The 25171-nt window shown below is 45.3% G+C and carries 17 protein-coding genes; 3 read left to right on the forward strand and 14 right to left on the reverse strand.

Going from position 1 to position 25171, the window contains the following annotated elements; translation table 11 throughout:
- Positions 1–632: 632 nt before the first annotated feature.
- Both AC1DSE_RS11335 and AC1DSE_RS11340 read left to right on the forward strand, forming a co-directional pair.
- Positions 633–1532: a LacI family DNA-binding transcriptional regulator gene (locus AC1DSE_RS11335; protein WP_477527692.1), complete on the forward strand. Its 900-nt coding sequence runs from the start codon at positions 633–635 to the stop codon at positions 1530–1532.
- A gap of 121 nt (positions 1533–1653) precedes the next feature.
- Complete coding sequence (locus AC1DSE_RS11340; protein ID WP_477512443.1) at positions 1654–2931, forward strand: MFS transporter; 1278 nt, start codon at positions 1654–1656, stop codon at positions 2929–2931.
- Between the two features lie 20 nt (positions 2932–2951).
- On the opposite strand, the gene AC1DSE_RS11345 is transcribed toward AC1DSE_RS11340, so the two are convergent.
- Positions 2952–4823: a beta-L-arabinofuranosidase domain-containing protein gene (locus AC1DSE_RS11345; RefSeq protein WP_477512442.1), complete on the reverse strand. Its 1872-nt coding sequence runs from the start codon at positions 4821–4823 to the stop codon at positions 2952–2954.
- A gap of 146 nt (positions 4824–4969) precedes the next feature.
- Here AC1DSE_RS11345 and AC1DSE_RS11350 point away from each other — a divergent pair, with 146 nt between their 5' ends.
- Positions 4970–5788, forward strand: coding sequence for an SDR family oxidoreductase (locus AC1DSE_RS11350; RefSeq protein WP_477512441.1), 819 nt, complete (start codon positions 4970–4972; stop codon positions 5786–5788).
- 92 nt (positions 5789–5880) lie between these two features.
- Here AC1DSE_RS11350 and AC1DSE_RS11355 read toward each other — a convergent pair whose 3' ends face one another.
- The 13 genes from AC1DSE_RS11355 to AC1DSE_RS11415 all read right to left on the reverse strand — a co-directional run.
- Positions 5881–7026, reverse strand: a complete 1146-nt coding sequence (locus AC1DSE_RS11355; RefSeq protein WP_477512440.1) for a glycoside hydrolase family 76 protein — start codon at positions 7024–7026, stop codon at positions 5881–5883.
- Positions 7027–7058: 32 nt separating this feature from the next.
- The gene (locus AC1DSE_RS11360) at positions 7059–8126 is read right to left on the reverse strand and encodes a glycoside hydrolase family 76 protein (RefSeq protein WP_477512439.1); all 1068 of its coding nucleotides are present in this window, start codon (positions 8124–8126) and stop codon (positions 7059–7061) included.
- A 246-nt stretch (positions 8127–8372) separates the two neighbouring features.
- Positions 8373–9515, reverse strand: coding sequence for a GntR family transcriptional regulator (locus AC1DSE_RS11365; protein WP_477512438.1), 1143 nt, complete (start codon positions 9513–9515; stop codon positions 8373–8375).
- A 126-nt stretch (positions 9516–9641) separates the two neighbouring features.
- Positions 9642–10751 (reverse strand): glycoside hydrolase family 76 protein, encoded by a 1110-nt coding sequence (locus AC1DSE_RS11370; RefSeq protein WP_477512437.1) that lies wholly within the window; start codon positions 10749–10751, stop codon positions 9642–9644.
- A 44-nt stretch (positions 10752–10795) separates the two neighbouring features.
- Positions 10796–11737: a carbohydrate ABC transporter permease gene (locus AC1DSE_RS11375; protein ID WP_477512436.1), complete on the reverse strand. Its 942-nt coding sequence runs from the start codon at positions 11735–11737 to the stop codon at positions 10796–10798.
- A gap of 5 nt (positions 11738–11742) precedes the next feature.
- Positions 11743–12708 carry a carbohydrate ABC transporter permease gene (locus tag AC1DSE_RS11380; protein ID WP_441878535.1) on the reverse strand — a complete coding sequence of 322 codons (966 nt, stop codon included), beginning with the start codon at positions 12706–12708 and terminating at the stop codon, positions 11743–11745.
- A 24-nt stretch (positions 12709–12732) separates the two neighbouring features.
- Positions 12733–15333: a DUF5696 domain-containing protein gene (locus AC1DSE_RS11385; protein WP_477512435.1), complete on the reverse strand. Its 2601-nt coding sequence runs from the start codon at positions 15331–15333 to the stop codon at positions 12733–12735.
- A gap of 29 nt (positions 15334–15362) precedes the next feature.
- On the reverse strand, positions 15363–17489 hold the full coding sequence (locus AC1DSE_RS11390; RefSeq protein ID WP_477512434.1) for a YIP1 family protein: 2127 nt from the start codon (positions 17487–17489) through the stop codon (positions 15363–15365).
- Positions 17490–17510: 21 nt separating this feature from the next.
- Entirely contained in the window at positions 17511–18383 is an 873-nt protein-coding gene (locus AC1DSE_RS11395) for a carbohydrate ABC transporter permease (RefSeq protein ID WP_430055165.1), read from the reverse strand.
- Position 18384: 1 nt separating this feature from the next.
- Positions 18385–19347 carry a carbohydrate ABC transporter permease gene (locus tag AC1DSE_RS11400; RefSeq protein ID WP_477527690.1) on the reverse strand — a complete coding sequence of 321 codons (963 nt, stop codon included), beginning with the start codon at positions 19345–19347 and terminating at the stop codon, positions 18385–18387.
- Positions 19348–19386: 39 nt separating this feature from the next.
- Positions 19387–22206, reverse strand: coding sequence for an extracellular solute-binding protein (locus AC1DSE_RS11405; protein ID WP_477512433.1), 2820 nt, complete (start codon positions 22204–22206; stop codon positions 19387–19389).
- A gap of 176 nt (positions 22207–22382) precedes the next feature.
- Complete coding sequence (locus AC1DSE_RS11410) at positions 22383–23888, reverse strand: ABC transporter substrate-binding protein (RefSeq protein WP_339206816.1); 1506 nt, start codon at positions 23886–23888, stop codon at positions 22383–22385.
- 91 nt (positions 23889–23979) lie between these two features.
- Positions 23980–25171, reverse strand: a 1192-nt coding sequence (locus AC1DSE_RS11415; protein ID WP_477527691.1) for a glycoside hydrolase family 125 protein, incomplete at its 5' end; no start/stop codon positions are given.

The following is a 25171-nucleotide window of genomic DNA, read 5'->3' on the forward strand; positions in this document are numbered from 1 at the left end:
TTTTCTACCCGCCGCATGCGCCGATTTCGCTCAATAAGCACATATACGTGCTTACAGACCAGTAACCATAGCTAGTTTCTCGCTATAAGAACACATACGTGCTTACAGCCTCTTTTCTACCTTCTGCATACGCCGATTTTGCTCAATAAGCACCTATGTGTGCTTACAGGCCAGTAACCATAGCTAGTTTCTCGTTGTAAGAACACATACGTGCTTACAGCCTCTTTTCTACCCGCCGCATGCGCCGAAATTACTCAATAAGCACCTATGTGTGCTTACAGTCCAGTAACTATAGCTAGTTTCTCGTTGTAAGAACACATACGTGCTTACAGCCTCTTTTCTACCCGCCGCATACGCCGAATTCGCTCAATAAGCACCTATGTATGCTTACAGCTGTTACTACTACTCGTTACACCGAGATACGTCTGAGGAAATCTTTAATAAATTGAGTCTAGACATTTAATTGACATTCATGCAATAATTACTTAAACGATTAAGTGACTACTTTTAAGCATGCCATTTCCGATTTAATAATCCAACAGTCATTATCAAGCTTTAGCAAGCTCTCACGATTCCAATCGTATTAAGGTTGAAGGAGTTGTATCCCCATTAAAAAAGCTACGCTTAAGGACATTGCAAAGGCTGCTCAAGTATCTGTAGCTACTGTCAGTTATGTACTCAACAATGTCTCCAATCAGACGATACCTGAAGAAACAAAATGCCGTGTCCTCGATGCCGCCAAGCAATTGAATTATGTACCCAACCTTGCTGCCAGATCGCTGGTCAAGCAAAAGTCTGGATTGATTGGCATTCTGATTAACAGAGCGGAAAATGAAGGCTTCTGGAAGCAGTTCCGTTATTCTCAGTTTATTAATCGGCTGGAGCGGCTGCTGTCAGATCGCGGCTACCACGTTGTATTATTCAGCTTGGATGCCTCAAGCCCAAATCTCGATATTATCTCGGAACGCAAGCTGGACGGCGTATTTGTTGTTGATGTTAAGGAGGAAAACTTCCACCTGATTTCTAGCCACTTCTCTACTGGCGTCCCTCTAATCGTGGTGGACAGCATGATTGAAGATCCCTTATTTTATAAGGTTAATTACGATTATACTGATGCCTTCACTCATGCATTCGCATCGCTCTTACAGCCTAAGGAGAGCTTTTTGATAATCGACAGCTTCAACAATGCAGACCTCGTTAACCATATTTGTACTCATTCAGGAATAGGACGCAATCAAATCCACGTTATGGACGAAGAGCATGACTTAAAGGCATTCCTAGAACACAATTCGGATCGGACCGGCATCATTCTGAACGAATTTGTTGCCATCTTAGCAGCTAAGTACGTTGATCCAAAAAGCTTAACTGTCATTTGCACGGCAGGCTGTCCAGAAATCGCCCCTGCTTCCGCTTCCAAGATATCGTTTGGCGATCGCAAGCCAGAAGAAGCGTTCCAGCTTATGATGCAGCTGCTGAATGATCTGAAGACTGGCCCTGCAAACAAATATGTTCTTGTAAAAGCTGATATATAAGCAAACGCAGAGTAATCTCTGCTTTTTCTAGGATAACTTAAACGATTAAGTCATCCTCTATATCCTTAATAACTGCTGTTAATTATTAACCAAGTCAATCATTCTTATAGGAGGTTATATTATGCTCGGATTAGCAAAAGAATCAAGTGGCGGCGCTCCTAATCTTCAACCGCAAGAAGGTACTGCTTCATCTCTGTGGAAAAACCGAAATTTCATTGCCGTATTCTCCAGCTACAGCCTATCGCTGCTAGGCAATACCTTTCATAGCATTGCGCTAAATCTGTGGGTGCTGCAAACGACAGGAAGCGCCAAGCTCATGTCCGTTGTACTCATTACCCATCTCGTAATCAGCATGCTGTTCGGTTCCTTCGCAGGTACGATTGCGGATCGTACCGATCGTCGAACGTTAATGTGGGTGACAGATATTATCCGTTTTGTGCTCGTCGGCGCTATCGCTGTACTTGTTTACCTGCCTAATATACCGTTTATTTTTATCGTTATTTTGACCGCCATCGTCGCTTTTGCAGGGGTCATTCGAACGCCTGCCTTCCAGGCTTCGCTCGTCGAGATTATTGATAAAGAACAAATAACCAAGGCCGTTGGGGTAATCAATATATCGGATAACATCATCCGAATATCTGGCTTTGCTCTTGGAGGTATCGCTGTTGCTGCATTTGGCGGGGCATTTGCAATTGCAATCGATGCAGTAACCTTTCTGCTCTCAGCAGCGCTGCTACTCTTCACGGGCAAGTTCCCCTATGCAGCAGTTCGAGATACGGAGAAGGCGCAAACCACCTTTAAAGAGGATCTCAAAGCAGGCTTCCGTTACGTATGGACGGATCCATTTGCCAGAGCAGCAGTTATTTTATTACCGGTAGTTATGTTCTTCTTTCTGTCCACCTTCATGCTCATTCAAGTCATGGCCGTCAATGTGTGGCATGCAAAACCGTTTGTATTCGGACTTATGGAGGCGTGCATCCCGCTCGGTTATGTCGTGGGCTCCATTCTGATTATTAAGCTGGATACACGGTTAAAAGGCAGAGGAAAATGGATCATTGGAAGCATGATCCTCATGGGGCCTATGTTCATCGCCGTATCACTAATGTCATCTGCATTTGCAGCATTGCCGCTTATCCTTCTGGTTGGCTTCCTCTTCTCCTTCAGTACGACGATCATCTTTATCGCACTTCGGGTAGCCATTGATCCTTCGATGCAAGGCAGAGTATTTGGACTCATCGGTGCTCTAACAAGCGTTGCGCCGCCTGTCGGCTTAGCCGTATTCTCAACCCTATCTGATATACACGGACCTGCCGTCATCATAGCGATAAGCGGCGCAGCAATGCTCATTATTGGCTGCTTCTCCTACATGTATATGAAGGAGATGCGTCACTTCAACTAAACGAATAGACGGACAACGTTTTAAGATTGAATAACTGGGAACTCGGCGATCCGAAGTCGCGCGCAGCCGTACGGGATAAGCGTAATTTCTTCCTCGGGTTCCTTGCTAGCAACAGGCCCTATTGGCAGAGTGCCAGCCGAATTAAGCTCCATGGTCCATTGCGGGATCCGGCGACCGTTCATTCGCAAACGTATCGGTGCGTTCTCAGCTGCGAAGGGCTGCCTTACCATTGCTGCGGCTTCCACAATAGGTTTTCCCTGTTCATTTCCCTTCAGACTCACTCCATAATTCCATGGCGACTCCGGGTAAATCTCCCAGTCATGATAAGGCTCGTATGTGCGATGCTTCTGCCAGCGCTCCTTGATTGGGATAACGAACATAAGCGCTCCGCGCTGCAAGCCGGCTGCACCGTTAGCTCTGCTGATCGTGCGTACCTCCATTGGAAGCCGAAGAGTCAGCTCATCGCCATCGTTCCAAACCTGCCGCAGCGTAGCAAAACCTTTTTCGATGATCATAGAAGGCTGCTGTTGTCCGTTGATCAACAGAACCGGCGCGCTGCACCATTCCGGTATTCGTAATTTAATCGGGAATTCAGCTGGCTGATTTACATGCACTGTCATCGTTATCGTTTCTCTAAATGGATATTCCGTAGCTACACGTATGGAAACATCGGTACTTGTGTCGATGGCAGCTGTGATCGTACAAGGAGCATACGCGATAGCAGCCAAACCGCCATCCTCCGTTGCCATCCACAATCTTGCCGTATATTTCGGCCATCCTTGATGCATGTTAGCGGTGCAGCAGCCAAAATGCGGCTCAATGCCAAATAGATTGGCTTCATTGTTGTTTTCCGTCCAATTGCGTTTGGCATGCGTACACATAATCTGGTTAGCCTGCTGGTCATATTGATGAACGGTCCAATCCGGGCTGATTGCGGCAGGCAGTGCATTATAAGCAACCTTCTCCAAAATATCACCGAAGGAGCCATCGCCTGTAATCCGAATCAAATGCTCTAAGGAATGCATATATTCCACCACAGAGCACAGCTCCGTACCTTGGCTAGGATGAGTTCCTGCAAGCCACTCGTCACCAGAAAACATGCCGTTAACTTGGCCATGGTAAGTCATCACGCTTGAGATCCCTTTGTATGCAGCTTCGATATGCTGCTTATCCTTTGATTGCATGTAGCGGAGAGCTGGCTGCTTGAATGACATCGCTACGTTAACAACATGAACCCTGTGATCAAATGCCTTCTGCAAGTACCAATAAGGATAGTCTTCATACAGGCCTATCCAGTCCAGCGTTTGCTCCTGAATCAATTGCGAGAGCTCAAGCAAGAAAGGCTCACCGGTGCGATTGTACAACCAATAAATGCTGATGAGATTTTCGCCGCCTCTAGCCTTTGCCCATTCCTGCAAAGGACGATTCGGCAGCTCCGCAAGCTGATATTTGAAATAGTTCATCAAGAATGGTTCTACCCGTTCATCACCAGTATGCTCAGCGTGCTGAATCAGCACCTTGAGCATAATCATTCGGCTCCACCAATCTTCATTTGCGGCTGGCCCGAATTGTCCATCCTCGCGTGCGCTTGCAAGCGTCCATTCGATCCACGGCTTTACTTTGGCCTTAAGCTTGTCCTCATCAATGAGATAAGCAAGCGGAAGTAGACCGTCCAAGTAGTAGGGTCCTCTTTCCCAGCTGTCTCCGTCTCCTCCAAGCCAACCGCTATTTGGCCCGACATAACTCCAAAATTCATCTAGATGCCCTGTCATCCCCTCGCTTTGAATCTCCAGCTGGTCTCTAAGCCAGCCATCCGGCTTAATCGCACCAAGCGGCAGCTCTTGAAAAGGGGTCGAAGCAAGCGGTGCACGGTTCAAAAATATAGCGCTCAATTTGTCATCTCCTCTATGCTGCTTATGTAGTTGAATTTCATCTAGCCATGCTAGTGATCCTTAACCCGTTTCCTTAAAGAATAAATGATTTGCCCCAAAGGAATACTAATTTGGAAATAAGCTAGTAATGGAGGGAATCGTTAGTAATGAACAATGCAGCTAACCAGAAGGATTCCAGCTCTTCTCAGCTTCGTGTAAAGGATAAGGTTGCGGTCATCACTGGAGCTGGTTCCGGCATAGGACGTGCAGCCGCGCTGCGTCTCGCACAGCAAGGAGCAAAAATCGTTCTTCTCGATCTCATTCACAACCGTACTGAAGAGGTAGAGCAAGAAATTAAGGAATTAGGAGGCGAGTCCTTCTTTATCGATACCGATGTTGCCAATGCTGAACGGATGCAAGAAGCGATCCAAGCTGCCGCAAAGCATTTCGGACGAATCGATATTGTGTTCGCTAATGCGGGCATTAACGGCACTCTCGCTCCTATCGAAGATCTGTCGCCCGAGTCATGGGATGAAACGCTAACAACGAATCTAAAGGGAACCTTCCTTACCGTCAAATATGCAATCCCCCATATGAAAAAATCCGGCGGGAGCATCATTATAACGAGCTCTATTAATGGCAATCGTGATTTTTCAGGTGCCGGCATGGCTGCTTACAGCTCCTCCAAGTCAGGTCAGGTAGCTTTTGCCAAGATGGCTGCTCTAGAGCTTGCCCGATATAAAATACGTGTGAATGCCATTTGTCCTGGAGCCATTCAAACGAACATTGGGCAAAACACCCATCGGACTCCTCAAGTAGATAAAATCACCATACCCGTGAACTACCCTGAAGGCAGCCAGCCTCTTGAGCATGGTCCCGGGCAGCCTGAGCAGGTCGCCGATTTAGTGCTATTTCTAGCATCACAGGAATCCAGCCATATCTCTGGAACCGAAATTTACATCGATGGGGCAGAAACCTTGCTATAGAAAAAGAAGCATACAGGGTTGGAATGCCTTAGGGAGGATCCCTAAGGCATTTTCTACTACGCTAAATTGAGGGCTAAATCACATCACTCTGATCACTTTTTCGTATCAGCTGCCAGCTGAGCGTGGATCGTAACCAGCGCCGCTTGCTCCAATAGTTCAGTTGAACGATTCGGATCGATTTCAATGACTCCCGTCTGAGGGTTCCGAAGCGTCGTCCACACCTCATCCGCATAGTTCTGTATATAATCTTTATACTTCGATTTTTTGTTCATGTCATCCAGCAGCAGCAGATTTTCAAAAAAGATTGAATTGAAAATAATCGGCTGTGTGTAGAGGCGCGAGCTGCCATAAAATTTCAAAGCCGCATCAGCGATGCTTACTGCTTTGTTCAAGTACGATTTTTCACCTGTTGCTTTGTATAAAAGTACGCTGGCTCCAATCATCGTTCCTTGATTATAGGACCATTGTGTTTTATTAATATTTCCGTTTAGGTCAATATGGTCCCAGTAAAGCCCGTTAGGCGCCAGCATGCAGTCATTTACCCAGTTATACATTTTCTTCGCCCAGTCTAAATAGTATGTATCCTTGCTGATTTCATATAAATACAGTCCTATTTGAGCTGCAGGTGCATTCGATACGGTATTCCGATCCTTGCTCCACGATGCCTGTGTCCAAAAAACGCCGCCAGGGCAAGCATGAGAGGCATCCGTGTCCCAGCCAGATACTTGCAGCTCAAATATTTGCTTTGCTCTATCTAAAGCTGCAATATCACCAGTAATTCGGTAAATTTTTATAAGTTCTATTGCGATCCAATCATTATCATCATAAAAGATGTCCCCGCCTCCGCCAAGCGGTGCACGTACGTAAGAATCGTAGCCTGCAGGTGTCTTCGTGTCATTCCAATATGCAGCTAGACCATCTAATCGATTCTGAATGTCGGTTTTGTATTTCTCGCCAACCGCAGGTATTTTCGCCAAAGCTACAGTTGACTGCATCGTCCCTGCATAAGGCCAAACATAGGAGTATTGGTTGTTCCCAGAATGTGGGCTGTTCTCGCTGTAGAGCTTGGTGTCTGGCTGATAGAAGTAGGTTTGTAGAGCCTGATAAGCCGCTTCAGCCCGTTCTGCATTTTGATTTTTATTCGGTTTGGCCCAGACGCTTTGACCGGACGTCATTAATAAAACAACAATCGACAATGCAACAAAACGGAACGTCTTTACTGGTTTCGGTGTACTCATGATATACCTCCCAAGGATCTACTTAGACTACTCTATATTAATCCAGACTTCTCCAAAGCTGCTGCCGTTTCGAGCAGGATCACGCCGCTAAGCTGTGTGCTGAGCTCGATTTCTTCTTCAAGCGATTCATCCCACCGTTTGCTGAAAAGAATATCCCCCCGGCTCGAAACGCTGCTCCATAGGGACGATGCGTTTGCATACAATACATCTGCTACTTCACTTCCGCTGCCGCTGCCCATCGCAAGGGCCAGCTCGCCTGCGTAACGAACAAAAATGCCTTTAAACAAGCCAGCATCCCCGCCGCCTTCTGCCGGTAGGACATTAGCTTCCTGCGAAGCAAACTCCTCCACAGACGCCTGCCATGTCCGAATAGCATCTTCAAGATAACCTTTTTCGCCCGTAATTTTGTACAGCTCAACTGCTGCTCCAATGAATACGCCCTGGCAATAAGTGAACTTCCAATCCTTATCAATAGTTCCATCGCCTAGACGGTTAGCGCCATCCCACACGAAACCGCTTTCAGGATCAACAAGCACAGCTTTCTGCCAATCGTAAATCTTGATTGCCCATTCTAAATCTTCCTGCTTGCCGAATACCTGATATAGACGTGCAGCCAAAATAGCCGCAGGAGCATTAGCAGGCGTGTTTTTATAATCCAGCTGCGTTTTCTGCCAAGCAATTCCGCCGCCGACATGGTCATTCCATCCCGTCTTAATATCCTCCCATAGCAACTTCGCAGTGTGCCCGTAGGTTTCATCTTGATCAATCAAATACGCGCGAAGCCAGCCAATTGCCATCCATTCCATATCATCGTATAGATTGTTAGGCCATTCTCCGCCGTTTCTCTCCAGAAGGCCTTGATGAAGCATAGCCAACCTTTGCTTATAGATGGAATCACCCGTACGGTTCCATCCATCCACCTGCGTTTCAACCGCATGGGCCATCCACCAATAATGAAAAATCGTGTTGCACGCTCCGCCGGGACATGGAGTCTTAATGTCATACAAGCTGATACTTGGGTTCCAGAACTGAGAATCCAAAGTTCGTTGAGCCTGCTCCGCTCTCATATCCCAGAACGCAGCTTTTACGTTGTTTGCCATCTTCCTCTACCTCCGTTTCACTTTGATCCATTAGGTTTCCCGCGACCTGCAAATTGCTTTAACACGGGATTACGTCCTCTTTGAAAATGTACAATATAAAGCACTTTCAAATAATATACTATATTTCACATGTTAATATGTCAATATGTCATCTTTACATTTCAGACTGTAATTTTCTACAAAAAAAGGCCGTTCCAAGAGCCATATTGGCAGCTCTAAGAAACGACCCTTTATTCTGATCTGACATTAGATAGATACGGTAGAATTTCCTTGAACAATCTCATGCTCCACAATATTGTTCAATTCCGTAGTCTCATTATTCCAAACACGCTGTAATATTTCGACAGCTCTCCTGCCTGTATCACGCTCGTTCTGGCGAACATGAGTAAACAAATAATCGCCAAACGGCTGACTCGGAGAGTCAAAGCAAACAATTTGATAGTCTTCCGGAATCCGTTTCTTTAGGGACAATAGCGCTTCCCGTAAAATAAGAGCAAGATTATATTCCGTAACGACATACGCATTAAGATCCTTATTAATTTCCACGAAATGGCGTACCGTCTCAATATCATACTGTACTTTAATCGTTTGAAACGATTGCGGCAAAGAGCTGTATAGATTCGTCATAATATGCTCAGGTTTAGGTGTAAACCCACGCTGCATGCACGCATCATTAAAACCTTGTATTCGGTCTTCAATCGTCGTCGTATTGTCTGCAGGCGTCGATAAGAAACCGACATGCCGACCCTCTTGATTCAGCAAAATATTCGTAAGGTCGAAGGCTGCCTTTCTGTTGTCTGTATACACAGCGGTAGCCGCAATCCCCTTCAAATATCTGTCCACTAACACAATAGGGAAACCGTTTAATACGAGTCTAAGCACTTCAGCATTATAGTGCTCGCCGTGGCCTGGGAATACGACAATGCCATCGACACCCAGCTTCACAAAAGCACGAATGGCAGCTTCTTCTTCATCACGATTATCGTAAGTCAGCTTCATCATCATGACGCAGCCGCTAATCGCGCATTGCTCTTCTATTCCGCGAATAAGATCAGCACCAAACGAATCGCCAAAGTCGGGCAGAATCACACCTACAATGCGCACAACCTCATCTTCCGGCCTCGCTTCTACGCTTTCTGACTGCTTCTGCAGCTTCGTTTCTTGCAGATCAGGCAAAACCTCCGCCACAAAGGAGCCCTTCCCTTGTATTCTCTCAATGAGTTTATACTGCGAGAGCATCTCCAGCGCTTTCTTAGACGTAATTCGGCTAACGTTAAATTGGGCAGCAAGTTCTTTTTCCGAAGGAACACGCTCCCCTTTTTTCAATTCGCCGTCATTGATTTTTTGAAAAATATAATTATAAATCTGCTCGTATAAAGGATTATCCATTAGCCGACCTGCCTTGTCATAGTATCTTGATATATCAACTATACAACTTTATTATCACGACATCAATATATGAAAAGGCGAAATGGAGCAACGACGCTGCCGTCGCTCCGCTACGTCAATACTAACTTATTCCGAATCTAGTCTTTCTATTTTGGCTGCAGCTTCTATTAAGAAAACTCCGCTCAATTGCACGGATATATCCAGAGGCTCCTGATGAGGCATATCCCAAGCGGGGCCAAACAAGCCAATTTCCTTCGTGCTGCCTTTCGAGAGCAGTGTATCCGCATTATGAAAGATCATTTCTTTAATTCGGACGCTTTCGTTGACTTCATACAAATGGATCAGATAACGAATGAATATGCCTTTGAACAGTCCACCGTCTCCGGTTCCTTCTTCCTTCATCATTCCGGTCTCAGCAACCGTATGATATTTCATAGCCGAGGCAGCGGTTTTCTCCGCATCTGCCAAATACGTCTTGTCATTTGTATGCTTATAAAGCTCAACTGCTGCGCCTATATAAGTGCCTTGGTTATAGGTAAATATCCAATTCTTATTGACATTAAGATCACCATTCTCTTCCAGCTTAAGGCCATCATACACAAGACCGCTTTCAGGATCAACCAAATTTTCCTTCTGCCAATCATATATCTTTTTGGCCCACTCCAGATCTTCCTTATCGCCAAAATACTCATACATCCTTGCGGCTAAAATAGCTGCCGGCCCGTTCGAGCATGCATTCCGGCTGTCTCGTTGATCCTTCTTCCAAGCCATGCCGCCCAGCTCATCTTCCCACCAAGCGGTCTTAATATCATTCCACAGCTTTAGCACATAACCTTTAACCGTCTCGCTTTTGGTTGCATCATAAAGCCTTAGCGCTGCAAGAGCGAGCCATTCCATATCATCATAAAATTCATTAAACAATGACCCATTTTTTTTAATAATGCTTTTGACGATCCCCTCTGCCCTATCGGTATAAGCAGCATCACCCGTTCTCTCATATCCATCCATCATGGCATCCACGGCATGAGCCTTCCACCAATAGTTAAGGCTCTCCTCGCGTTCTTTGCTATAAGGATAAGCGTTGTTCATCAGCTTCCCATTCTCATTCCAATAATGCTCGATGAGCTTCTCTTCCGCCCATTCCGCATGATTATTGTAATTTTCCAAGCGCTCCTCATTTCCATTGCAGCCTGTCAAGAAAAAACTGCCGACAAGCAGCATGCATATGCTTTTCATAAATTTCACCTCATCCGTCCCTTCTTCTTGCAGGCTTCCGCCTTTTAACCGACAATACCGCTATGTTCAATACCCTCTACGAGGTATTTTTGCGCAAACAAATACACAATGATTAATGGCACAACAACTAATAATGACATCGTGTTCGTTAAGGTGGCGGTCAGAGGCTGACCCTGCTTCAGTCCAATGGTGGCGCCCTCTAGCATCAAGCCTTCAAATCCAACCAGCAGTGAATTCGATAACAGCTTGAACTGGCTGAAGAACATCGAGGAATAGAAGCTATCCGTCCACTGCCACGAGAAGGAAAATACAAAGATCGTAATCATCATGGAAAATGAGAGCGGAAGAATGATCATGCTGAACGTCCGAAACAAGCCCGAGCCGTCCACATAAGCCGCTTCCTCTAATTCTTTCGGTATTCCTTTGAAATATTGCCGCATGATCAATATATAAAGCCCATTTTTGAATCCAAAACCAATCATCGATAAAATCGCCATCGGCCACATCGAATCCATCAGCCTAACTGTCCCTCCTGTAAAGGTAGACATCAGGCCGTATAAATCAAAGAAGCTGAACTTCATATAAAGAGAGATCATATACGTTTGCGGCGGAATTAAAATCGTAAGCACTACTAAAGAAAATATGACGCTTTTTCCTTTAAAATTAAACCGCGCAAGCCCATAGCCGACCATCGTACAAACCAGCATTTGAATAATACCGCTTAGAAAGGAAATGCCGAACGTGTTCGACAGCCCTTTAAAAAAGGACGTATATTCGATGACCGTTTTGTAATTAAACCATGTAAACTGCCTTGGGATGAAGCGCACCGTGCCATCTATCAAATCCTGCGGGCTCATAAAGCTGTTAGAGAGCTTTACGAGCAGCGGATATAAGATGAGAAACGCCAGCCCAATGAGAAGCAAATAGCGAATAACCGACCAGAACAAGCCATTTATTGCATGCAGATTTAAATATTTAGCCCGCATATTTTTCACTCCCTATTCTGATAAAAGACGAATCTGCTGACAAAAAAGCCAATGACGACAAGGAATACGGCTGCTACCAGAAAATAAATCCATGCCATAGCCGAGGCTGTTCCATATTGGCCAAGCTTCATCGCGTTCGTAATACTGTGCATAATTTGGTTTTTGCTTCCCGTAAAGGAATCAATAATCGAATAAATGATATTGACTAGAATCAACGGACTGATCAGCGGGAATGTAATTTTCCAAAAGCATTCCCAAGCGGAACAGCCTTCGATTTTGGCCGATTCGTAGATGGAGGAGGAGATTGCCTGCAGTCCTGCCAAGAAAATAAGAATTTGCACACCTGAACTATTAATGACGGCAAATATATTTTCCGCAGCGCCAACCGTTATATTAACGAGTGCCGGACTGAAATCCAGCATTTGGAACATATATTTTTTTAGCTCCAGATTGCTGAACATCCCGCCTGCCGATTCATTCACGATAGACGCGCCCGTATCAAGCCCTGGGATACTCTGATAAGCATTCATAATCGAGTTGCTTAAATCAGCTTTATCAATGATTCCAGTTGCCAAAATAACGGGCACGAAAAAAATCGCTCTAAAAATTCCTCGGCCCTTCATTTTCATATTTAACAAAACGGCAATAAACAAGCTGTACATGACGATAATCGGAATATCGAATAACATGTTCTGAACAGCACCGTAAAGCTGCTTGTTAAAGTTAGGGTCCACTCTTAAAATTTGATGGTAATTGTCCAGCCCAATGAATTTTTCCGAAAATCCGCCTTGGGTTAGAAGATTTACATCCATGAAGCTAAATCGCAACGAATCAATGAATATACCCAGAAACAGCAGGAGAAATCCGAGTACAAAAGGACTGACAAAAACCCAGCCCATCAGATCCCTCTTCTGCGTCACGGTTAGCCTAAACCTTTCTTTTTTGTTTATGGCTGCAGACAATTTGTTCATTGCCGGTGATCCTCCTCGCTTGGTTTAAGGATTAATGACCGCGTAACCCAATCCATCTACTGCGGTACCCTCAACCTCAATTCCTTTATCGCTGTAATTAACAATAATCGCTGTACCATTTTCATAAGTTGTTTTGTAAACCTCTTCACCAAGCCGCTCATGATTCACGATCGCCTGATCCTGAACATGCTTCAATACATTGTTCATTTCTGCATAGATCGCTGCAGCGCTCTCCTCCCAATCATCAAACTGGGAAGCGTACAAATCATCGAACAACGAAGCATCCTTCAGCAGGCTGTTCTCCCCGTAATTCAACTTGAAATAGACACCGCTGCCGTATTCCAGAGCTTTCAAAACAGCTGGACGCAGCTCGCTCGCTAGGTTCAAGGCTTCGCTCGCGTACCCAATATAGCCATGCAGCGCGATTTGAATAAATGGTACCTGCGCATCTGCTATCGAGAAGGAGCTGTCCTCATCAGGCAGGTTCAAAATATGATTAACATAAGGAAAGGTGTACGCGTTTCCGTCGTCTGTAATAATATCCTCATAATCCTCTTTTGCTTTAGCTAAAACGTCTGTCGTTATTTTTTTTGTGTCCTGTCGATTGATTTGAGCGCGGTTCTTAAAGTTGGAGTTCAAGCTTTCTCCCATCGTCGATAAGGAAAGTGCCTTTAAACCAAGCGAATGATAATCTTTGGAAAATTTATTGTAATAACCTGAAATTTTGTCCGGATTAATTCCCCACACGCTGCTCTCATACTCAAGCGTAGCTACATTGAACAACCCTTTATAGCTAGTTTTCTGAAACAAGGAACGAATGCTGTCCTTTTGCGGCTTAAAGCCATCGAATGCTTTATTAGAAGAAACAAATAGCATATCCACATCCGGGAACACCTTTGCCCCCAGCTTCTCCGCTTTCTCTGACAGCTTGCGCAGTCCCTTTGCACCGCCGAGCACGGACTCTACCTTCATTTTTGTAGGTGCGGTATGGCTCATGCCTCCGTTATACCATCCGGTATAGCGAAACTTAATGTTTTGGATACCGCTTTGCGACAGCTCATCCAGCATTAGTCCCGCTTGATCGAAGGAAGTAACTGCCACTTGGCTGCGAAACGGAATACCCAGCTTCCGCACCATCTTATCGACAGAACCCATCGTATCCAAGTAGAACGGAATGTTCTCTTCGGCGCTCACTTTGCTCAAGCTTCCTTTATCAACGAGATACTGACGATATGCCTTTGCCATTCCAACGTAATTTGCATCGTCGCCTGTAAGGAAGAAGTACTTCATGACGATGTTGCCGGTATAAGCATTTTTCTCATAAATAATCCAAGGAGCCTGTTCAAAAGCATTTTTGGCAATAAAAGAGTCTTTATTTCGAATGGTGAAGTTAGCATACGCCGTGTTATAGGAGTGATTAATGCCGCCCATAACGCCATTAATATCCGCTACCGCATCGCCCTCTTCAATAACCGAGAATAGCGCTGCTCCATCCTTCTTGATGCCAAACACCGGCGCTCGAAACTCTTGTTTGAAGCTGCCTCTTGGCGACTGCGTTAATGCATAATCCGGCCCGTACATTTTCCCTGTCGTTAATAGCGTATTTTTGCTTGCATCATTATTGAAATTGAGGAGCGTTCCCGAGCCGTCTGGAAGGAATACATACCCCTCCTCGCCGGTTTGCCCTGCACCGAAATAATTCAGCAAGGAAAGCTTCACAAGATTAAAACTGGATTGATCATATTCAATGCCGCCGTTATAAAGAGTGACCGATAGACCGCCGTCCGCAAGCACGTAATCAAGACTCATTTTAAAATAAGGGAATACGGAATCATCTCCGTCAAATCCAACCTCGGCGTAGTCCTCCTCCTGCTTCTCGTACGTATAACCTGCTTCCTTGACGTAGTTTTCCAATACCTTCTTGTCCCGCTCCTTGACGGAGGTTTTCAGCACATAAATATCTTCTTTCTCCAAAACAGGGTATTTCGCGATCAGCTCCTTGCCTTTGCTCCCTTCTACATCAGCACGACTGTAGAGGATATAGTAGGCTAATAGCTTCTTCTTATCCCGATCAGCTTCCATATGATCAAGAACATTTTGCTCAAATTTGGACTTCGTAATTTGACGCGGCAGCAGCATGCGCTGTTCCTCGCGCCCGATAACCATGTCCACCCTTATGCCGTTATCAATCTTGCCCCAGCTCACCTGATCCAGCTTCATCGCATGCGTGTAGCTGTTCATTTCCAAGTCGCCTTCTTTGCCTTGCACATTATAGACAAGCTTGACCTGCGACATAAGCTCCTGTTTCATCGCATCACTGGCTTTCGGGTCTTCCAGAGCACTTGGCGGGTTGGAATAAAATTTGCTTCCCGTCGCTTTATCTTCAACCGCCACGCCGCCCGATTCATTATCGAAGTACAGCAGGAGGCGATCGTTCTCAGCAGCAAGTGCCAATCCGCCATCCTTTACAGCTTTTTTCATGTTTGGCGGGCTTGCTTTTGCTGCAACTGCTGTTTCTGCTGTTGTTGCTTCAACTGCCTCCGCCGTTTTCCCATTTGTCGGTATCCCGAGCGTAATGGCAACCACTATGACCAATAGCCTAGAGATAATCCCCTTGGCATTCATATCGCTGACCTCCTATCCACCATCTTGTTCTACAACCGAAACGTAATTTCATTGATGATCGTCGTAATAAAGGAATTCATATTTTGCAGGATATTAATGAACAGCACCGTAAGGAAAGCAATGAAACCCATTCCTACTATTGAAATAGCAGAGGTATAGAAATTCTTGAATGGACTGTAATCATTGGTCACCAATACACCTATAAATATGAGCCCGAGAGACCAGCCTAACGCTAGGGTTGTAAAAAAGGTAATAAACTGCTGCTCTTCCAAAACAACGATGTTGCTGAATAGGGTGACAGGAATCGTAATGATCACCATTGGGACTAACGAATAGGAAGACGCGATAAAAATATCTTTAAGGCTTCCTTCACCATCCATCAATGTTGTAAGACCCCAGTTTGCACAGCACCATAATCCAAATGGAATAAGGACGCTAAGCAGCGTATCCCAAAGCTCAATAACACGCCAGTCGGAAGGGTACAATATGTATCCGCCTGCCAGCTGTTTAAAGATGTCTACAGCCATAACGGCTGCAACAATAATGACAGCGGCACGAACGCTGCCTCGTTTCTCATGCTTCAAATCCCAAAACCCGTCAAACGGATGGAACATCACATGGAAGGAATAAAGCAGCTCTTCCCACAGCGTTCGCTTGCCGGGCTTTCTCCAGCCTGCTGTGTTGACCTTCTTGGCATATTTGAAAAATCTGTACACTAACCATAGAATGGCTGCTGCGACTATTGGAATGAGGATAATAAATTTGCTTACTATTTCTTTCCGATACTCCGCAAAAGCTTTGAAATAATGATCCCAGTCATTAGCCAGCTTGTAATTATGCATCGCTTCCTTGTATTCTTCTTTGCGCATATTGGACTGCGCCACACCGGAATACGCCATCTCAAGCGTCGGATTCATCTTCAAAACCCGCTGCCATGCAGCGATGGATTCATCGTAATTGCGATTCTTGCGATGATGAATCGCTGCTGCAATGTTAGCGCCGTATTCGGTCCGCCTAAATACAGTCAGCTTGCTTGAATCCTTATCCAGCACAAGCAGATTATTACTCTGGTAAGCGAGTGCTGAAGCGCTTTGGAACACGCCGTCCTGTGTTCCATATCCTCCAAATACATAAAGAAGATTGCCATTATCGTCGTAAGTAAAAATCTTATTTTGCGAAGAATCGAGCGTGCTGTAAGCCCCGTCCTCTGCCAAAGCTACATCAATAAAACGTGAAACCTTGTCGGTTGTTTGAATATCTCCAGCAGGCGGAAAAGCGCCATTTCGTTTCAATACATCGATGCCTGTATTGTTCAGCCGCTTAATTGGCGCATGCTTGCTCGATTTATCCCGGTTAATGAGCGCGCTGTATTGGTTTCTTGCGTGGATCGCACTGCTCGTAACATAAGCGAAGCCAAGCTCATCGATCGTAATGTTGTTATACTCGGTCGGCACGCTTTTGGCCGTGCGGCTCTTCTGCTCCTTGGTCGTCACCAGCTTCCAGAACAAATCGGACACTTTGGGCACTACCTTCTCCGCTCCGACAAAACCTTCGAATCCTCCGTCAGCATTCAGAGCAATAACACCCATGTTTGTGCTCTTCGAAATCACATAGATAAGACCGGATGGATCAACACCGATTGCTGATGGCTCGTAAATAAAGCCGGCAGGAAACACATCCGAATCCGGTGCCTCCAATATTTTCTCTACGCTTCCATCCTGATGAAGCACGACGATTCTAGCGTTTTTGGAGTCGGCAACGTAGATCAGCCCCTCCTCTGACACAAATATGCCGCTTGGCGTGTTGAACTGATCCTTCGTCACGCCGTCTTCATGGACAAACTCCGTAATTTCTCGTTTTATTCGGTACTGTTCATCGAGAATAATAATTCTGTTCGATCCCGTATCTGCGATATAAACCGAGTTATTGTTGTCTACAAACAAATCCAGAGGCTGGTTCAGCCCAGCGCCCTCGATTCCCATCGCCTTGGCGTTTAACACTTTGCCTGGCACATAAGCGTCAGGAGAAACGAGATACTCCCCGTCATAATCATAAAAATAGGTTTTATATGGAACCATGGCGGAAGCTGATTCAATACCGAAGCTGCACAACAATAATAGTGCGGCAAAAAACAAAATCCACTTTTTTCTAACCACCGCATTCTTCCCCTTCCATGCCTATTCTTTCATGCCTGATGCAGACATGGTCTCTATAATCTTCGACTGCGAGATGATAAACACGATGATAGGCACAATCATCATCAGCACCGCTGCAGCCGATCCTGTTCCTGTACGCGCAATTCCGCCGGCTAAGATTTGGGACAACGCATAGTTTAAGGTTTTCAGCTCCTCGCTTTGGATGAAGTGATTCGCGCCGATTCCCCACAAACCTTGCATGGAGAAGATGATGAGCGTCAGCCAAGCAGGCTTAACCATCGGCATAACGATTGACCAGAAAATCTTCCATTCGCTGGAGCCGTCAATGCGAGCCGATTCCAAGATGGCGTCGGGAATCATCTGATCCATAAACTGCTTCATGAGATACAAACCGAGCGAGGATGCAAATGCCGGAACAATAATAGCCTGATACGAATCAATCCAGCCTAACGAAGAAATGATGATAAAGTTCGGTATTTGGGTAACGACACCGCTAAACATAAGCGAGAGCACGACCGTGCTGAACATGATTCCTTTGCCAGGAAACTTATGCTTGGATAAGACATAAGCGCATAAGGAAGCGATGACCACATGGCCAGCCGTACCAACAGCTGTTATAAATACAGTGTTAAAGATATACCGGCTGAAGGGCACCCACGAGTCGCTCATGACTGCGAGCAAATCTCTGAAGTTATCTAAGGTTGGGTTGTTTACTAGAAACCGCGGAGGGAAAAACCAAATCTCCTCCAATGGCTTAATCGAATTTGAAATCGCATATACCAGTGGCAGCATCATAAAAATGCCAAACAGCAGCAAAAACAAATAGATGCCAAAATCCGCAAAAAAGGAACGTTTAATGCCGCTCTTGCTTCGATGAAGCTTGATTTGAATCACTTCATTCACCTACCTTTGCCAGAAGCATTTGCACAATCTTATTCGCTCCAATCATGATGATAAATAGAATGGTAGCTATAGCAGAGGCATAGCCCATCTCATAACGTATGGCGCCGTAATCCTCCAAGTGGTTAACGATGGTATGCGCTGCATAGCTGTTGCTTGGCATGCCGCACAATGCGGTAACAATGGCGCCGGTGCCGAATGCGCCGGTAATGCTCATTACCGCCCCGAWCATAAGCTGCGGCTTCATCGAAGGCAGCGTGACGTACCAAAGCTCCTGCCACCGATTTTTAACACCATCCATAGCCGCTGCTTCATAAAGCGTTCGATCTATCCCCTGCAATCCCGCAATAAAGGAAAGGAAGCTCGTTCCAACGCTGGTCCATAAAGCAACGATGACGACAAGAGTCATCATATATTTCGGATTCTCAAACCATAGAATAGGCGAAGATATGACATTATAACGAAGCAGAATAGCATTGGCATAACCATAAGCGTCCTTGTTGAAGAAAATGCCCCAAACCAAATAAATGTTTCCTGAAATGGATGGCGCGTAAAAAATTAAAGTCAAAATCGTTCTTAGAGACTTCGGCAGCTCATTAATAAGCCAAGCGAACACTAGGCACATGATATAACCGATCGGACCTACCATCACAGCTAGCAGGAACGTATTTCCGATCGCTTTAATGAAAATATCATCGCCTAGAAACAGCCTTATATAATTGTCCATGCCAACGAAGATAGGCGCTTCAAGCAAGTTAAACGAGAAAAAACCTAAAATCAATGAAATAATGACGGGCAGAGCGGTAAAAGCAAAAAACAAGATCATGTAGGGAGCAGCAAAGAGGTAGGACACTTTATTTTTTTTAATCGACTTCCAGCCCTGCTCCAATTTTCGCAAGACCGGATTGCCCTGCCTCTTAGGGTCAACAGCTCCTGATATCACCAAATCTCTACTCATGAATGGGTCCTCCTGAATCAGTAAAATCGCAAGGCAGCATCATTCCAACTTGAACTCCCGCCTTTTTCGCGTTATTTCAGTATTAACTTCTTTCACATAGTCCAGAAGAGATTCAGGATCTCCGTTGTTATACGCCGTTGCGGCAGCAAATCCAATACTTCGGGTCACATAGTAACCGCCCGGCACCTCCGGTGTACCTGTTGCGAACGACCACTGCGTCATCAAATGGTCATACTCTGTTTTTGTCCAAGGCATATTAACAAGGGCTTCCATATTGGCGGTCGCTTGTTTGGCTGCCTTGCCGAGAATCGCTTCCATTTCCATTCCGAATCTGGACTGCGTCTCTGCACTCGTCCACCACTCCATAAAGCGCCATGCGTCATCCTTGTTCTGGACGCCCTTAAGCATCATGATCGCTGTCCCCGTCGACGGCGTCGCCCGGTTCAATTGTCCATCCTCCATCACCGTTCCAGGAAGCGGAGCAAATTCCCACAGTCCTTTAATTTCAGGAGCAAACGCGATTAATTGGTTGTATGTCGTATAATCCGCGATGCCTATCGGCATTTCCCCAGTTCGGAAGCGGTTGCTGAAATCATAATCCCTCGGAAACTTATAGGTCGTGAACAGCTCCGTCTGCTTCTGGAACGCATCGATCGTCAGATCGTCTTCCAGCGTTGAGCGGCTGCGCTCCTTGTTGTAAAGCTCCCCATTTTTCTGATACAAAAAGATTTGCAAGCCGGTAATATCCGCCGGAAAACCAATTTGCATATTTTGTTTCTGAATTTCCGGTATTAGCTTGTAAAACTCATCCCATGTCTCTGGAGCCTTCAGCCCCATATCATGCAAAATATCTTTCCGATAAAACATCATGGGAAACGATTGCGTTTCCGGCAAAGCGTATACTTTTCCGTCTAATTCGAAGGGCACTAATGCACTAGGATGGAATCTAGAGGCAATAGCATCATAGTTCGGCATGTCTTTGATGTTCTCCACCGCATGTCTTAACGCGTATTGAATAGGGTCGGCAGCTAGATTTCCCATCGCCACATCCGGCCCCGTACCTGCGAGCACCGATGGCAAAAGCGTTCCTTCCGTTACCAGCTTGAGCTTTACGTTTATGCCCGATTCCGGCGTAAACGTGTCATTGATCATTTCCCTAATAATTTGCGATTGATCGCGTCCAGACGTCAGCCATACTTCGAGCGGCTCTCCTTTGGTTTCACCTTCTGTATTCAAGGCATTGTAATCCACAAAGAAAGACATCGAAAAAGACTTCGCTTCAAACATCATTTTTTTGAAAAAGGATGCATCCGCTTTTGGCAGCTTCTTGGACAACGGCATCACGCTAAAATAATCGACCGTTAAAGGCTGCTCGCCTACCGTCAAGATCCACGTACCAAGCGCGCCTACATTTTCTTTAAAAGGGGTAAACGTCTTCGCAATATTGGCTTCCGGATTTTTAACCATTTGCTCGAGCTGGAAGGCGACTTTATCGAGCAGCACCATGTTTTCGCCTTTTTGACCAACCAGCGCCTCCATGTCAGCCGATACTTCTCTAAGTATCGCGGCATGCTCCCTCATGGCAGCTATGGCATCCGGTATTAATTTCTCAAAGCCGTAATCACGATACAAATCCGGCTCAGCGCCGGTTATCATCAGAATTTGCCGATATACGGCATTCAGTTGAAATAAACTATCATCAACCCTGTTCAGCACATCAGCCAAATCTCCGAGCGTGACCTCCATCGTCAGCTCATGCTCGCCCGGTTCTAGGTAAAAAGAAAACGCCTGATCGTCGTTCCCCAACGTTTTCACTTGCCAGTTGTTCCCGTATTTAAATTTCACAGCTTTCGCTTCTTTAAACGGTACGGCTCCATCCAGCAAAATTTTACGGTTGACGTACATCCCAGCTAATTTGTTTTGCTTGAATCTCGTTGCAATCTTGTACAGGCCCGCTTCCTCTACCGTGAATCGGTAGCTGATCCATTGACCCGGCATTTTCCATTTATCGCCGCCTATGCTATTCAAGCGAAGCTTCGATGGGTCCTGCGGCTCGGTTATAGCTGATGAGCGATCGGACACCGGATATAGCGTATTATCAGATTTCTCAAAGCTGTTTTCCGCTTGAACCTTAATTGTCTCGGCGTCCGCTTCCTTATAGCCTTTTGCTTCATAACCCGCTTTTACTTCATCATAGGTCGGAAGCTCCTCCGCTTTATAAATACGAACGGTATTTAAAACCACCGATTCCCTCACCGATTCGAATCCAATGGTATGCTTACCTTTTTCCAAATAAAATAGTAATGGATCGTTATAATAGCCAAGCAAATCATGCAACAGCACCGTTCTCCATCTAGGCGCTTCCGTCTGTTTCGGCCTAATGTCATTTCCTTTTTTGTCTTGCGCAACCTCGCTTTTGTCCTTCCAAACCCGTGATAAATTTATGTATTTCGCTTCGTTATAGGGTACTTCACCATCAATTGATATCATTCTTTCAATGGAATTGCCTTTCCCATCTATCGGGTAATAAAGCAGTTCTACATTGTACATGCCACTCTCAGGAACGTTAATTTCCCATTCAATCTTTCCGATTTCGCCCGTAAGAACAGATTTGCCTTCCTTTCCTTCAAAATGATCGAGGGTTTTCAAATCTCCCTCCGCATTCGTGTACGCATCTGCCTTGATCACAATATCCGCATTTCCAGCTTTTTTATCGGCGTGCTGTTCAAGATAGGTGCGGTAGCTTTGCAGCTTGATTAAGTTGTCATCCTTGCTTGCAAATGCCGCATGCGGCCATACAATCACCAACAAACATAAGGCGATTGCTGCAACTGATAATTTCGCTATTTTATTATTCATAAACGTTCAACTCGCACCGTCATATTTGTTTCCTCCATATAGACAGAGATTCATTGCCTTTTCGCGAACGATAGGGAAAGCAGCCTCATTTTTTTGCAAAAAAAAGAAAAGGGGCTGTTGCGCTAGCAGCAATCGTCATCTGTCTGACAGCCCCTTTATCTATTTGGTGAAAGCTGCTATTCTGCCTTTTTCTCTTCCTCAGGCTTCGGTTCAGGCTCTACGAATTCACCTTTCAGCCTTAAAGCAAGCTCCTCAAGACCAATATTTACAGCATCCTCGATTTCCGCTACCTTGGAGGCAGGCTCCAGGTTCTGATCGTAGAACCCAACATCGGGAATGAGTGCCAAACCACTGTGTACATTGCCTTGCATTTGCTGACCGATGAACGCCATGTCCGACACACCATAATTTTTCAGCTGTAAGAGCGTTTGAAGCGATTCCTCATCACGCAACTGCGTGAGAGCAATTTCATCCATCCAAATTTTCTCTTCGCTTTGTGCTTTCCACGCTAGTGCATCCAAGATAAGCCCTGTTTTATCAAGCTCTTTGTTCGTTACCGGCACTGCGATCGAAGGAGCATCATGGCTTACCCAATCAAGGTAATCGTCTGTGTTGTTGCCCATTGGCAATGGGATAAAGCCAAAGTCACTTTCCATTTCATAAATCGGATCAATAACGCCTCTGCCTCTGGAGTAGGCTAAAAACAGCGATTTCCCTTCTGCAAAAGCTTTCACGTAAGCGTCCATATCCTCGCCTTCGTTTTTCGGGAAGAACGTATCGCCTTTTTTCGCCATCTTCTTAATCATTTCAATCGTCTCGTATGCTTTTGGTGTATTTACTGCATATTTCATTTTTCCATCACTGGCGATATCAATGATTTTATTGCCGGATGCCAGATAAAGCGCTACAGAAATATCCCAGTCATGTCCAGTCGCCAGTCCATAACGGTCATTGCTGTCCATCACGCCATCACCATTTAGATCACGTTTTGCCGCTTGCTCCATCTCGAGCATTTTCTGGAATGTCCATTGTTTGTTTTTTACCAGCTCATAAGGATTTTCAAGACCTAGCTCTTGAATAATGCTTTTGTTGAATGCCAGAACCCATACTTCATCCCCTTGGTTAGCGAATGGAGCTGCTGTTCCATATGTTCTGTTGTCATAAGTGAGCAAGAATGAAGTGTTGTATTCCTTCCAATAATCTTGATCCATCCGAAGGTTAGGAATCGTATTCATGTCCACAATACGCTTGCCGTTGATATGTCTTCCCAGCTCCCAAGTAGGAGCAACGATGATGTCAGCGTATTTGTCGCCCGCCAGTACCGCCGCGCCAAACTCTTCCTCGGAATGTTTTCTCACTTCAATTTTTACGTTGTATGTTTCTTCTACCCACTTGATTCGATCAATAATGGCATTGGCGTGATCAGAGCTTCCTTCTTGCGGGAACCATCTGTTCGCATTGTTATCCGCAACGATAAATTTATAACCGCCTAAATCTTTTACTGGAGGAGCTCCGTCATCTGGTGTTGCTTCCGGACTTGGCGAGGCTGTGTTTTCTGCCTTGTTCGTTGCTTCAGCCGTCTCCTTGTCTTTGCCTCCGCCGTTATTACTTGTGCAAGCACTCGCAAAGATGGAAATAATGAGGACGCATACGACTAACAAAAACATTCTCTTTTGTTTCATTTTTCTGCCCCTTTCAAATCTTTTATTTGTTATGCAAGTCCTGTCCTCAGCGGAGTCAGGCCCGCTCTAACACAAGTGGAGGTCAAACCAATTAAAAGAGATGCTGTTTCTTGTCTTCTACGAGTTTATAAATAAGTTCACCGAGTAAGCTGTTAGCCCATGCAAACCACGGTCTCGTGAATTCATTCGGATTGTCTACGTGAAAACCCTCATGCATAAAACCAGTACCGCCATCTGAGCTGATTATCGTTCTTAGAAGTTCTTGTATTTCTGCGTCGTTGTCTGAAGTGAGCGCTTGCATGACTAGGCTGATATGCCATATGTAATTCGTGGGAGTATGTGGGCTTCCGATCCCTCTAGCTGCTTTTCCTGCGTAATAATAGGGATTCTCTTCACTTAAAATAAACCTTCTCGTATTCTGATAGATGATATCCTCTTTGCTTGTATATCCGAGATAAGGAATCGACAGCAGGCTTGGCACATTAGCATCGTCCATCAAGTTGTAATTTCCTAAGCCATCTGTTTCGTAAGCGTATATTTCGCCAAACGTTTCATGCTTGTATATCCCAAATGCTTTGATGCCGGCATCGATTTCGCCACCTAATTTCTTGGCTGCGAGCGCCAGCGTTTCGTCTTTGTATATGTCTTGGGCGATTTCTTCCACATATCTCAGCACAACAACAGCGAACATATTCGCAGGAATCAAATAATGATATTTGCACGAATCGTCGCTTGGCCTAAAACCCGACCATGTCATCCCTGTATAGGCAACGGGACTCCCTTTTCCATCGTGGCTTAACGTATCCGATTCTGGACAATTAAATCTTTGGAAGCTGTAGCTCGATTGTTCTGCATGCTTCTGCTCGACTGTCCAAAGCCCAATAATTTTGTTAACCGCTTCTTTAAAAGCATCATCAAACATTGCGGTGCTGTTTGTGGCCTTCCAGTACAAATAAGCGAGCTGTATCGGGTAACATAGGGAATCAATTTCATATTTTCTTTCCCATACCCATGGATTGCCCTCGGTTGCATCTTCCGTATGTCCCCTGTTGTCCGGGCCTTTATTGAATGCGTTTGCATAAGGATCAATCTGGATATATTGCATTTGCCTTTTGATAAGTCCCTCTATCATTTTCTGATAGTGGCTGTCTGAAACAGCCAGTGGAATATAATGCCGAACCTGAGCTGATGAATCACGCAGCCACATGGCTGGTATATCACCCGTAAATACAAAAGTGGTTCCATCCTCTAGCCATTCCGTCGTCGTCTCCAGCGTGTTATAG

The organism is Paenibacillus sp. 01L418, from assembly GCF_056400045.1.